Below are 12,087 nucleotides of genomic sequence, written 5' to 3' on the forward strand. Positions count from 1 at the left end.
AAGCTTCAAGCTCTTTCTTATTCATGTTCATCTGCCTATCCTTAACTCTCTATAGAGTAAATTGAGATAGGCAGTTACACAAAATTAGTTACAGTCTCACTACTTATGCACCTGTTATTGCGATTTTTTCTGTGGCAGCTCTGCTATCGTTAGCATTCCAGTTCTTTGTTTCTGAAGACTTCATCTCTATAAGAACACTGGTTCTCTTTATTGCTTTCTCAATGACACTACTTGCAGTTCAAAAATTGAAGGATTTGTATAGTTTTACAAATTCGTTCATAACCTACGATTTGTTGGCAATGAGGTGGCTTCGATATGGTTACATCTACCCATTTCTTGAAGCCTACGCGGGGATAGGAATGGTAGCTCAACTGCCTGCCATAGCTGTTGCGCCATTTTCACTATTTATAGGAACCGTTGGGGCAATTTCTGTCTTTAAAGCAGTATATGTGGATAAACGGGAGCTCAAATGTGCTTGTGTCGGTGGGGACAGTAACGTGCCGTTAGGTTTTGTTTCACTATCAGAAAACATTTTTATGATAGCAGGCGCATTACTCATGTTATCTTTTTAGTTACAAGAGTTGCTTATCGACTAAACTTAATAAAAGTAACTCTATCAGCTTTTAAGATTGAAAAGACTGCTTGTTTAACTACATAGGAAGTTGTTTATCTTAGTTACAAGCAAATGTCATTGATTAAAGTGTCCTTAAGACTTATCTTGTCTAAGGGAATAACGTCGCGTAAAGGTTGAGAGCAAATACAAAGTTATGAGATCTATTATTTTCACACTATGCATTGGATATTTATTGGTACTGTTTACCGTGCCAGTTGATGCGTGTGAAATGAAAATGGATGAACATAGCTCATTAACTAAGGTTTCTCACAAATTCGCAGACGCTCATGAGGAGAAACGTAGCAGTTCACCTAGTTCTAAGCATCAAAGCGCTCACACTGATGGACACCCCTCGCATTCGGGTAAATCAGGTTGCTGCAATGATGGATGTATGTGTATAGCTACCAATTGCTACCACTTTACAAGTCTTTTTTACGTTCCCATTCGTCAATTTGAAACAACGTTTGCTGAGCAGTATGACATTATCGCTCTAGCTGTTCCCTTCAAAATTTTCACTCCACCTTTTCGTCCACCGATAGCCTAAGGCACTGACTTAGTTAGTAATACTTTTTAAATGGATGAACTTCCTTCGTCCAGTTAGTATCAATTCAAAGGCTAAAAACTATGAAAAATTCTATCGACAACGGTCGCAGAAGATTTGTGCTCGGTGCCCTAACCTCGAGCGCTGCGGCTGCGTTAACCAACGTTAGTCCTCTATGGGCAGCACCTGTTGGTCGCCATTTTAAAGATCAAGTTTTGACAGGTGATATTAAAAATCTCAATGTGTCAAAAGCGCAATTGCCAATAGGCTCAAATATGGGCTCACCTATAACGATCAACGGTCAAATGCCGGGCCCGTTGATTAGATTGAAAGAAGGACAGCGAGCGCACCTCAATGTAACTAACCACCTTAACCAAGATACTTCAATACACTGGCACGGGATTATTTTACCACCAGATATGGATGGCGTTCCGGGAGTTTCCTTTGCCGGAATAAAACCTGGCGAAACATTTAAATATGCATTCGATGTCGAGCAAAACGGCACCTACTGGTACCACAGTCATTCAGGCCTCCAAGAACAGTTGGGCCATTTAGGACCTCTTGTGATCGACCCTGCAAATGGAGACATTGGGGCTGATAGGGAACATACAATTATTTTAAGCGATTGGACGTTTTCAGACCCCCATGAAGTTATGCGAAAACTGAAGGTAGCGGAAGGTTATTACAATTATCAAAAGCGAACTATTTTCGACACGTTAGAAGACGTAAAGAAAAAAGGGTTTGCCGATACATGGGAAGAGCGTGCTATGTGGGGTGCAATGCGTATGAGCCCTCGCGATATAGCTGACGTTACAGGCAGTACATATACATACTTAATGAATGGCCGGACACCACAGGACAACTGGCAGGCCCTGTTTAAAGTAGGCGAAAAAATCCGGTTGAGGATTATAAATGGTTCTGCGATGACTTATTTCGACTTTCGCATCCCAGGGCTTGAAATGACGGTTGTAGCTGCAGATGGTCAGCCTGTTAAACCAGTAAATGTGGATGAATTTCGAATTGCAGTAGCGGAAACTTATGACGTAATCGTTCAGCCAAAAGAGCGAAAAGCTTATACCTTTTTTGCGGAAAGTTTTGATAGAAGTGGATATGCGCGTGGCACCCTAACCCCGTCAATTGGCCTTACTGCAGAGGTTCCCCCACAGCGAGTTATCACAGAGCGTGGCATGGCGGCGATGGGGATGGACATGTCTGGTATGAAAGGCATGAATATGGATAAGCCCAAGGTCGACAGCTCGGGCATGGCTGCTCCAAAAGGTGAAATGAAAGGAATGGGGCAGCATAGCGCCCATACAATGCATGGCACCCAAATGGAAGGAGAAATGACCCCCTCCAAAAAGCTCCCAGTAGAAAGCATAGACATTGTCCACAGCGAAGACGGGCACGGCGCTGGTGCAGCGATGATTGCTAAAAATCCAAGCTCTAGGTTGGATGAACCTGGGATCGGTTTGGAAGACAGCCCACATCGTGTCCTTGTTTATACAGATTTAGTCGGTGAAAGTCCTTGGCCTGACGAAAGAGAGCCGGAACGTCAAATTGAGCTTCACTTAACGGGCAATATGGAAAGGTACATGTGGTCGTTCGATGGCAAAAAGTTTAGTGAAGTAGACGGATATGTACGTTTCAATTATGGCGAGAGACTACGTCTGATCTTGGTTAATGACACTATGATGGATCACCCTATTCATTTACATGGTATGTGGATGGAACTTGAAAACGGCCAATATCCAAGACCTCGTAAACACACGATCAGCCTCAAGCCTGGAGAGAAGGTCTCGTTACAAATCAGCGCAGATGCCCCCGGTGAGTGGGCGTTTCATTGTCACCTGCTATACCACATGGAAGCAGGTATGTTTCGTGTTGTACAGGTCGCATAGGAGATTAAAATGAAACAGATATTAATAGCAGGCCTAATAACATTAACTTTGAGCGTTGACAATGCTTTGGCTCAATCAAGAGATGACTGGCCATCTCCTATTCCTAATGAATATTTTGGCCAAGTTCTATTTGACCGGCTTGAATATACTCGCACTGATGAGCAGCAAAATATAGCGGTCTGGGACATGCAGGCGTGGTATGGCGGAGATTACCATCGTCTTGTTTTTAAAAGCGAAGGCGAAAATACACAAAACGATGGAATGCCTACTGATCTGGAACGAGCAGAACTGTTGTACGGTTATCTCGTTTCTTCTTTTTGGTCTATACAATTTGGTGTGGGCACAAAGGGAGAGCTGTCATCCGATGCGGATTTGGAAAACTATGCGGTGGTCAGTTATCAAGGTCTAGCGCCTTACTGGTTTGAAATGGAAAATTCACTGCGTATTAACGAAGACGGTGACATGCAGTTCATCAATGAAACCGAATATGACTGGCAACTAAGTCAAGTTTCCTATCTGCAACCGCGACTGGAAGTTGTTGCCAACCTCACCGATTCTGAAAAGTATGACCGTCAAAGCGGGTTGAGTAATATTCGTATTGGTTTGCGATATCGGCATGAAATAGTGAGGGAGGTAGCACCTTATGTCGGTGTTTATTACAGCAAAGCTTTGGGAAATACAGCTGATGCATTAAAGGCTGAAGGCAAGTCAACCAGTGAAACTGGTGTAGTGTTAGGTGCAAGGATTTGGTTTTAAACGCCCTACGCTAAAAATGAAATAACTGGTATGCCATTGCCAGTTATTTCTTTCTACACGTCTTCGAATTTGTTTTGTAATGGGCCTGTGTCCTTATATTTGCTGCAGGTTGCTTTTGTTGTTACTCAGGCTCACATGACATAAAGGAGTAACCAATATGAATGAACACGAGCATTCAAACAGGAAAGATTCGTTAAGCCTCTGGGGCGCGGTATCGATGGGAACTGGTGTAATGATAGGTGCTGGTATATTTGCTTTAACCGGGCAAATAGCAGAGCTGGCAGGCACATGGTTTCCTTTTGCGTTTTTAGTTGCAGCGATAATTGCAGGGTTTAGCTCATACAGTTACATCAAAATGGCACAGAAATACCCCTCTGCAGGTGGTATCGCCATGTTTCTGAAAAAAGCCTATGGTAGAGGTCTGCTGACTGGTGCCTGTGCATTGCTAATGTTTTTTTCCATGGTTATCAATGAAAGTTTGGTAGCCCGCACTTTTGGCACTTATGTCCTACAATTGTTTGACTCTCAGGGCGCTGAGTGGCTTATACCAGCGCTTGGCGTGAGTCTTCTTATTGTGGCATTCATTGTTAATATTTTGAGTAATCAATTCATACAGACCCTCTCATTTATTATGGTTTTTATCAAAATAGCAGGACTTGCAGTTTTGGCAATTGGTGGGCTGTGGGCAACCGGTTTGTCGTTTGAGAGCGTTTCAGCTCAACCGCAAGATACCAGCGCAACCGGTTTTCTCGGAGCCGTGGCACTTGGTATTTTGGGATACAAAGGATTCACTACAATCACAAACAGCGGAGGCGAGCTCAAACAACCAGAAAAAAATGTAGGAAGGGCCATAGTCATTTCTATATCCATTTGTGTGGTACTTTATGTTTTTGTCGCAGTTGCAGTAGGAGCAAATTTATCAATTGGCGAAATAATACAGGCAAAAGATTATTCGCTTGCTGAAGCATCTCGACCCGCATTCGGCCAGTATGGTGCTTGGTTTACTATAGCTTTCGCGATTATTGCCACGTCTTCCGGTGTCGTTGCCAGCATCTTCGCTGTTTCAAGAATGCTATCGATGCTTACATCAATGCAACTTGTGCCTCACCGTCATTTTTCATTACCGGGAGATATAAGAAGACATTCCTTAATTTATACGTTAGTCATCGCAATATTTCTTACCATATTCTTCGATTTGAGCCGCATAGCCTCCATCGGTGTAGTTTTTTATATCGTAATGGATATCTTCATCCACTGGGGAGTGTTCAAGCATTTACGAGATGATGTGCAAGCTAAAGCTTGGGTACTAGTCAGTGCAATTATTCTCGATATCATTGTTCTTCTATCTTTTATGTGGGTGAAAGCAAAATCAGATATCTTCATTGTTGGGATTTCTGTGGCTGGACTTCTTATCGTATTCGCGGCTGAGAAATGGTTTCTAAAGCTCCATGCGTATGATGATGATGATAAAAATTATAACTGATGCAAATCATTGAAGCTGTTCATGAACTACATCGACGGAGTAAGACAATATTCAGCGTAGGCAGAGTAGCAGCCTAAAAGGTAAGCGCAGTTGTTATGAATAGGAAAGGAATTAACCGGCATTAGCGTGCCGGTTATTTTTACTCGTGGCACACTTTAACCGCTTTTTTGCTGCTTCAGTGTATTCATTATTTCAGCAAACTCCTGTCCTTTTGACTCAGGTGGCTGGCTACAACCCTGCTTCTCTGTATTGGTTTGACTGGGTAGTTGCATGGCTTGCTGTAAGGCTAATTCTGAATTATTGGTTATCATAATATCTCACCGTTAGTTTAAATTTATGTGGCAGTAGATATCAGCAAATATCGTACCTGTGCTAAAAGGACAAATACTGACTATTTATTTAGCCCTCACTACTACAGCTGCCTATTGTAAATACTGGCAATAAGCCAACCCAGTACACCTGCGAACAAAGCCCATAAAGCTCCGCCTATCACTACACCCAATAAAGGCACGTTCCATATCATCCCTTGCCAGTCTGAAAACATTATATTACCAGCCATGGGTGACATCATGTCGGGCATTGTAATAATGAACAAAGAACTAACAACTAACAACACTCTCGAAGCTGAACGATGCGGCGCACGCGAACGCAAATACATTTTCTCGAATTTTCATCTTACGCCTCCTTAAAGCCAGCATCATAATGTAACGACATCGCTCAGCATTGTTGTTGAGTGAGAACGTAGAGCACAATAAGGTTATGTACGCTTCCTGTGAGCGCCCTGCGGCAAGTGGTGGCAACTCCACGGTTTGTGCGTCGCATTGTCTTTTATATTTTGATCTACAAACTGGTAATAACCTTCTTTTGTGTGTGTCCACCAGTCATTGTGAAGATCTGCGCCGTGTTTTCGAATGATCGCTTCAATACCGTCTAAATCGATATGTGTCGCATCATATGCCAGGTGAATAGCCCCTTCTTTGATGTTGTAGCTCACCTCATCAATGCCAAAGAGCTTGTCAATCTCTTCAATTAGGGGCTCGCAATTTGCCTCATAGACATTGCTGAGCCGTAAATTCCGAACGACTAAATTTGCTTCTCTGACACCGACTCTGTGGTCTAAATCACTCATATCTATCTCCTCGGGTGTTAATTTGAATGTTTATGAGATTCGGGTGAATGGCTTCCATCCATTTTCGACATCATTACTTCCATCATCTTAAGATGCCTTTCTGCCATATCAACTTGGTTTTGCATGGGTTGCCCTTCCATTTTTTCGTGCATTATATGCATCATTCCCATCATGGATTGCATGTGTTTTTTCATCATTTCACGCTGCTTGCTGGGATTCTTTTCTTCTTTGATAGCGTTAACTTCTTCCTTCATCGACTTTATTTTTGCATTCATCATATGCATATCTTGGCCACGCATAGGCATTCCCGTTTGAATCTCTGGCTTGTCTGAGCCCTTATGCTCATGCTCTTCCATTTGTTGAGCTTGCGATGTTGCAGCCATTACTAATGTGGTTGAAAAAATGATTGATTTAGTGAATTTTTTCATGGTTTTCACCTTTTAATTTAAAGTTGAGGTTTGGGATCCAGCCAGGTGTCGTGTTGATATAGCTCACATACTCATCGCCAAATTCAGCAATAGCCAGAGCTTCTTCACGCTTTGCCAGTTTCACATACACAACAACTAAAACTGGAAACATGACCAGTGTGGGAATGGTCGGCCATTGCAACAAAAAACCGAACATGATCAGTATGAAGGCTAAATATTGAGGGTGGCGACACCGCGCATACCATCCAGTCTTAGCTAAGTGATGGTTCTTCTGAGCGTGGTGCAGCACATTCCATGCTGAGGACAAGATAAAGAATCCTGCAACAATAAATACCATACTGGCGATATGAAATGGGTCCCAGTGGGCGTCGCCTTTAAAACCAAAGAAAGTATGCAACAGATGTCCGTTTTCGTGCGCAAAAAAGTTTACTTCCGGATAGGTTTCAGCAAGCCATCCTGACAAGAAATAAATAGTCAGTGGGAAGCCATACATTTCGGTAAACAGGGCTACAATAAACGCAGAAAATACCCCCAAACTTCGCCAGTCGGTGGAAGATTTTGGCTTTACAAAACTGAATGCAAAAAAGATAAAAATAGCTGAGTTCAGTATCACCATTGACCATAAGCCATAATCATATGTATCATTCATCTTGGTTGTCCTTTTTAAGTGACTCCTTTCGGCCTTCCTCCAACCCCTGAATGTATCCATCACGATAAGCCGCGTTGTTATCACTCAATTCCTGAAAACTTTTCTGCTTATTGTCACTGTCGCGAGAATGTTCGTGGGCGTGTCCGTGTTTACCGTGGCTACTGTGCATGAACATATGCATGAATGGGCACAGCAATAAAATCAAATAGGGAAGAAACTGAAGGACATGATGACCATGTTCGAAAATTAAAAAATAAGTAACGGCAGCGATCATCGCTAATGCTGCCCACCCTGTAGGTGTTGACCAAAATCTGGGGTGACTGTTTTTCATGACTCCTCCTATACCACCGTAAGAACACCGCGATACATCTGCATCTGGCAGTGAAAAGTATGTTCGCCCTGTGGGACGTTTTCGAGGTGAATTGGTGTTACCTCATTAAGCGTTAGCTGCTCACTGATATCTAATGAAGGAATTAGCAGTACTTCGGAACAGGGAGACTCATCTTTGCGCAAAAACTTCAACGTAACAGATTGGTTTGCGTTTACCTGAATAGACGCTGGTGAGTACACGCCATTTTTTACTTCTATGAGTATTTCGTTACTTTCAGTAACTGTCTGATCAGGCTTGTATAACCAAAACCACCAAATAATCAGTGCAATACCCGTAAGTCCTACAATATTAATTATCATCATAAGAAAACTCCTTAGTGGTCCTTTGCCTTGAATAGGCGAAGCCGGTTCGCATTTGATACCACTGTTAACGAAGAAAATGCCATGGCGGCTCCGGCGATAACTGGGCTTAGCAATACTCCGAAAAATGGATAGAGCACGCCCGCCGCAAAAGGTATACCTGCTACGTTGTAGATAAAGGCTCCAAACAAGTTTTGCTTAATGTTGCGCAAGGTGGCTTTACTAACCGCTATAGCATCGGCCAGACCATGCAACGAGCCGCGCATCAGGGTGATATCGGCGCTTTCAATGGCAACGTCCGTTCCTGTACCAATGGCAAAGCCAACATCAGCCAAGGCAAGAGCCGGAGCATCGTTAATTCCATCACCAGTCATACCCACTACTTCTCTCTGCTGCTGTAATTCATGTACTTTGTTGGCCTTATCTTCGGGCAATACTTCAGCAAAAAACTCGCTTATTGCCGCTTTCTTTGCCACTGCAGCAGCAGTTTCTTTGTTGTCCCCCGTTAACATGATGACCCGGATATCATTAGCCTGAAGACGCTTGATGGCAGAAACAGAGTCAGGTTTTATCGGGTCGGCAACCGCTATGATGGCAGCAAGTTGTCCATCTACAGCGAAATACATGGGAGTTTTGGCGTCTTTGGCCAGTGTTTGTGCTTTCTCTGAATAATTACCTATGCCCACCCCTTTTGAAGCCATAAGCTTGCTGTTACCAAACAATAAGGCCTTTCCTTCACAACGGCCTTCAACCCCCATACCGGTAATCGCATTAAACTCTTCGGTTTTCAGCAGCTCAATGCCCTGGTCGTGGGCACTTTCTACTATCGCCATTGCTAATGGGTGCTCTGAACCATTTTCCAGACTAGCTGCCAATTGCAGCACTGTCTTTTCATCACTGAAATTGGCTAAAATTATGTCAGTGACCTTGGGTGTACCTTCCGTAATCGTTCCGGTTTTATCCAGTATCATCACACTGATTTTTGATGCCGTTTGTAGCGCTTCGCCGTTGCGAATTAGCACGCCGGCTTCAGCAGCCTTTCCAACCCCCACCATAACTGACATCGGCGTGGCTAGGCCCAATGCACATGGACAAGCAATGATCAATACAGTGGTGGCCGAAACTATGGCAAATGCCAGTGCGGGCTCAGGCCCAAAGTTCAGCCATGCTAGCGCACTGAGCACAGATATAATCATGACCACAGGAACAAAGTAAGCGGATATCACGTCGGCCAAGCGCCCAATAGGCGGCTTTGAATTTTGTGCGCGTTTAACCATTGCAATGATTTGCGCCAGTGCCGTGTCTTTACCTACTCGAGTTGCTTTAAATAGAAACATTCCTGACTTGTTGAGAGTTCCAGCAACGACTTCATCGTCATGTGATTTTTCAACTGGCATCGGTTCCCCGGTTAGCATTGACTCGTCGATTGACGTATGGCCTTCAACAACCACACCATCAACAGGCACTTTTTCTCCAGGCCTGACTTTGATGACATCGTTAAAAAGCACTTGCTCGATAGCGACCTGGACCTCTTTATTGTCGCGAATAACCGTGGCTGTTTTCGCTTGTAATCCAATTAAACGTTTGATTGCTTCTGAGGTTTTTCCGCGGGCTTTTAGTTCTAAGGCAAGCCCCAGATCAATTAGACCAATGATCATAGCTGTAGCTTCAAAATAAACGTGCCTTGCCATTAACGGCACTGCTTCAGGTACCAACACTACCAACATCGAATAGAACCATGCTGTGCCTGTACCAAGTGCAATGAGTGTATCCATATTGGCAGAATGATTTTTAAAGCTCTTCCACGCACCGATGTAAAAATGCCGGCCGGAAAAGAACATTACACCCAGCGTCAGTAGGCCAACTGCTAGCCACAACAACCTCTCGACATTAGTCTCGACCGTCATTTCGTCGACAACAATGCTATAAGTCATTAGAGGGATACCTAGCGAAAGCGCAATGAAAGTATCTCGCATCAGCTTTTTGTAATAGGTCCTATCCGCTGCTTCTTTTTCATCGACTACATCAGTGTCAGGCTTATCTTCGAAAGGCTTTGCGTTGTAACCAACGGACTCTACTGCTTGAACCAATAATTGAGAATCCGCTGTACCCGATACAAGTACTGTTCTGTCTGCAAAGTTCATTTCGGCATTCTGCACTCCCGGCGTCTGCTTCAAGGCAGCTTCTATTTTTCCAACGCAACTGGCACATCCGGCGCCTTCTATCACTAATTGTCGCTGTGTTACTTCTGCACTCATAGTGCTCTCCTTTTTTCCTATTTTTAGAAGACTTGTTTTTTGACGGACAACAATTTTTCTGAAGAAACACCTGCATTAAGTTCTGTCATTTATGTTTTCCTCCAGGACGGTGTGTTCAAACTCTTCTATTAAATGACAGACCACGTGTGAGGATGGGGCTTTGTCACCCATTGCTCCCCATTTCCTTACTGCCAGCATCATATTTTGCCTGAGTAACAACATTGCCTTAAATTGTCTTTCTGTTTCTGCTAGCCTTCTTGCAATTAAGGTTCTAACTAGGGGACAAGCGGTCTTTCCATTATCTGCTTCTCTGAGAATTTGCTTGATATCTTCAACTGAAAAACCTAAATGCCTTGCACTTAATATAAACCGCAACCTGGAAGCATCTTTCGTTGAATAGAATTTATAACCATTGTCAGATTTTGCCGGCGTTATTAACTGCAAGCGCGTGTAATAGCGAACAGTATCTGGCGTTGTAGCCAAGGCGCTTGCGATCTCTCTTACTTTCATAGTTGTTCCGATGTCTTTAACCTAAAATTTTACTTATACCTAAAGGCTAAACCTGTGTGTGGGACGCAGGTCAATAGGCATGTAACTCGTGAAACTTTCGGTTCTAAGATGTAATGCGTTTTTAAGTGAGGCGGATAATACTTGCTGTTCGTTTACTGATAGCAAACAGTGTCTTAATGTATATTAATTAAGCAGCTGATCGTCTAAGACATTCTTTGATTGCAATTGATTAGTAAAGAAAACTTAGAGAAAAGCCTCACTGAGTTTATGTGTAGCTCTTAATCGGAGGGTGGAAGGGAGGAGAGTGTATACCAATTAAAGGGGTAATATTTATATCTGAAAATGAGCTTTGCTTAATGTTTTCACTTATCAGAATTTCAATATTTGAAAGTATACAAAATTGGGTTAAAGAAGTTGCACAGTAAGCACCTATACAGCACGCGCATATCGATTGATCATTTCCTTCGCAGTGCTGTACATCCTGGTTCTTTTCTGAATGAAGTGTGTGATTATTTAAAGTAGTATGTTCTACGCTTGATAAGGAATCATTTGAGGACATATGAGATTCTGATGTGTCGTGACCATCACATTTAATTGGGTTCGTCATAGCAAAGCCGTGCTGTGAAAGCAGCGCAGCTATTAGTACTAATTTAAACCACTTATAAATGCCTGACACAATAAACTCCATCAGTGAGTAAGGGAATAGTAGCGGTATTCCGTTATTCTTACTTTGACGTAGATCAACACAACACAAAAAAGTGCTTAGGACCTTTAAACATTAAAGCCGTAATCAACTAGTTTAGTACTGTTGATTCATATAGCCTTAAACTACGCTTAGAAAGTACAACATAGCCATCATTTATAGCAATGCTTTTAATTAGTGCATCCTCAAAGATTATGCTACCGCACGTGAAATCGTGACTGAAAGTTGTGACTTCGACATCATTTGCGATATATAACGCGTTATCTAACGAAATAAGAATCCCAAAGTGCCCATACTGTCGAAGGGCATGACTAAATTGAGCGGTGTTTTGTAAGCGTCCGCTAATCCCACCTAACGCTTAGTAAACTGCCATGGTAGTAGTTGATCGATATTGGTTTCGGGCTTGCTGAGCTGCTCTAGGCAGTCCAT

Annotated in this window: 12 protein-coding genes and 1 pseudogene; 4 read left to right on the forward strand and 9 right to left on the reverse strand. The window is 42.9% G+C overall.

The features are described from left to right. Nucleotides 1-98: 98 nt before the first annotated feature. The 4 genes and pseudogenes from MHN02_RS20660 to MHN02_RS20675 form a co-directional block, all read left to right on the forward strand. A pseudogene (locus MHN02_RS20660) lies at nucleotides 99-572 on the forward strand (MauE/DoxX family redox-associated membrane protein); the annotation flags it as partial. 665 nt (nucleotides 573-1,237) lie between these two features. After that, complete coding sequence (locus MHN02_RS20665; RefSeq protein WP_239247863.1) at nucleotides 1,238-3,052, forward strand: copper resistance system multicopper oxidase; 1,815 nt, start codon at nucleotides 1,238-1,240, stop codon at nucleotides 3,050-3,052. A gap of 9 nt (nucleotides 3,053-3,061) precedes the next feature. Further along, nucleotides 3,062-3,808, forward strand: a complete 747-nt coding sequence (locus MHN02_RS20670; protein ID WP_239247864.1) for a copper resistance protein B — start codon at nucleotides 3,062-3,064, stop codon at nucleotides 3,806-3,808. Between the two features lie 157 nt (nucleotides 3,809-3,965). Further along, nucleotides 3,966-5,291: an APC family permease gene (locus MHN02_RS20675; protein WP_239247866.1), complete on the forward strand. Its 1,326-nt coding sequence runs from the start codon at nucleotides 3,966-3,968 to the stop codon at nucleotides 5,289-5,291. Nucleotides 5,292-5,446: 155 nt separating this feature from the next. Here the strand turns inward: MHN02_RS20675 and MHN02_RS20680 are convergent, their stop codons facing one another. The 9 genes from MHN02_RS20680 to MHN02_RS20720 form a co-directional block, all read right to left on the reverse strand. Continuing rightward, nucleotides 5,447-5,602 (reverse strand): hypothetical protein, encoded by a 156-nt coding sequence (locus MHN02_RS20680; RefSeq protein ID WP_012516914.1) that lies wholly within the window; start codon nucleotides 5,600-5,602, stop codon nucleotides 5,447-5,449. A 101-nt stretch (nucleotides 5,603-5,703) separates the two neighbouring features. Then, the gene (locus MHN02_RS21745; protein ID WP_012516913.1) at nucleotides 5,704-5,949 is read right to left on the reverse strand and encodes a DUF5676 family membrane protein; all 246 of its coding nucleotides are present in this window, start codon (nucleotides 5,947-5,949) and stop codon (nucleotides 5,704-5,706) included. A 99-nt stretch (nucleotides 5,950-6,048) separates the two neighbouring features. After that, nucleotides 6,049-6,420, reverse strand: a complete 372-nt coding sequence (locus MHN02_RS20690) for a hypothetical protein (protein WP_012516912.1) — start codon at nucleotides 6,418-6,420, stop codon at nucleotides 6,049-6,051. 17 nt (nucleotides 6,421-6,437) lie between these two features. Next, nucleotides 6,438-6,848 (reverse strand): hypothetical protein, encoded by a 411-nt coding sequence (locus MHN02_RS20695; RefSeq protein ID WP_239247868.1) that lies wholly within the window; start codon nucleotides 6,846-6,848, stop codon nucleotides 6,438-6,440. After that, nucleotides 6,832-7,497, reverse strand: a complete 666-nt coding sequence (locus tag MHN02_RS20700; protein WP_024015555.1) for an isoprenylcysteine carboxylmethyltransferase family protein — start codon at nucleotides 7,495-7,497, stop codon at nucleotides 6,832-6,834. Before MHN02_RS20700 ends, MHN02_RS20695 begins: the two co-directional genes overlap by 17 nt. Continuing rightward, nucleotides 7,490-7,828, reverse strand: a complete 339-nt coding sequence (locus MHN02_RS20705) for a DUF2933 domain-containing protein (protein WP_168463278.1) — start codon at nucleotides 7,826-7,828, stop codon at nucleotides 7,490-7,492. Before MHN02_RS20705 ends, MHN02_RS20700 begins: the two co-directional genes overlap by 8 nt. A gap of 8 nt (nucleotides 7,829-7,836) precedes the next feature. Beyond that, on the reverse strand, nucleotides 7,837-8,190 hold the full coding sequence (locus MHN02_RS20710) for a cupredoxin domain-containing protein (RefSeq protein ID WP_012516908.1): 354 nt from the start codon (nucleotides 8,188-8,190) through the stop codon (nucleotides 7,837-7,839). Between the two features lie 11 nt (nucleotides 8,191-8,201). Further along, nucleotides 8,202-10,445: a heavy metal translocating P-type ATPase gene (locus tag MHN02_RS20715; protein WP_012516907.1), complete on the reverse strand. Its 2,244-nt coding sequence runs from the start codon at nucleotides 10,443-10,445 to the stop codon at nucleotides 8,202-8,204. A gap of 75 nt (nucleotides 10,446-10,520) precedes the next feature. Next, complete coding sequence (locus MHN02_RS20720) at nucleotides 10,521-10,955, reverse strand: MerR family DNA-binding protein (RefSeq protein WP_012516906.1); 435 nt, start codon at nucleotides 10,953-10,955, stop codon at nucleotides 10,521-10,523. Nucleotides 10,956-12,087 lie beyond the last annotated feature (1,132 nt).

Origin of the sequence: Alteromonas sp. CNT1-28 (assembly GCF_022348345.1) — a bacterium.
Taxonomy (GTDB): Bacteria; Pseudomonadota; Gammaproteobacteria; order Enterobacterales; family Alteromonadaceae; genus Alteromonas; species Alteromonas macleodii.

Excerpts from the sequence above, each read along its gene's own strand:
- MHN02_RS20665 (WP_239247863.1), top strand. The coding sequence starts at position 1,238 with ATGAAAAATTCTATCGACAACGGTCGCAGAAGATTTGTGCTCGGTGCC.
- MHN02_RS20670 (WP_239247864.1), top strand. The coding sequence starts at position 3,062 with ATGAAACAGATATTAATAGCAGGCCTAATAACATTAACTTTGAGCGTT.
- MHN02_RS20675 (WP_239247866.1), top strand. The coding sequence starts at position 3,966 with ATGAATGAACACGAGCATTCAAACAGGAAAGATTCGTTAAGCCTCTGG.
- MHN02_RS20680 (WP_012516914.1), bottom strand. The coding sequence starts at position 5,602 with ATGATAACCAATAATTCAGAATTAGCCTTACAGCAAGCCATGCAACTA.
- MHN02_RS21745 (WP_012516913.1), bottom strand. The coding sequence starts at position 5,949 with ATGTATTTGCGTTCGCGTGCGCCGCATCGTTCAGCTTCGAGAGTGTTG.
- MHN02_RS20690 (WP_012516912.1), bottom strand. The coding sequence starts at position 6,420 with ATGAGTGATTTAGACCACAGAGTCGGTGTCAGAGAAGCAAATTTAGTC.
- MHN02_RS20695 (WP_239247868.1), bottom strand. The coding sequence starts at position 6,848 with ATGAAAAAATTCACTAAATCAATCATTTTTTCAACCACATTAGTAATG.
- MHN02_RS20700 (WP_024015555.1), bottom strand. The coding sequence starts at position 7,497 with ATGAATGATACATATGATTATGGCTTATGGTCAATGGTGATACTGAAC.
- MHN02_RS20705 (WP_168463278.1), bottom strand. The coding sequence starts at position 7,828 with ATGAAAAACAGTCACCCCAGATTTTGGTCAACACCTACAGGGTGGGCA.
- MHN02_RS20710 (WP_012516908.1), bottom strand. The coding sequence starts at position 8,190 with ATGATGATAATTAATATTGTAGGACTTACGGGTATTGCACTGATTATT.
- MHN02_RS20715 (WP_012516907.1), bottom strand. The coding sequence starts at position 10,445 with ATGAGTGCAGAAGTAACACAGCGACAATTAGTGATAGAAGGCGCCGGA.
- MHN02_RS20720 (WP_012516906.1), bottom strand. The coding sequence starts at position 10,955 with ATGAAAGTAAGAGAGATCGCAAGCGCCTTGGCTACAACGCCAGATACT.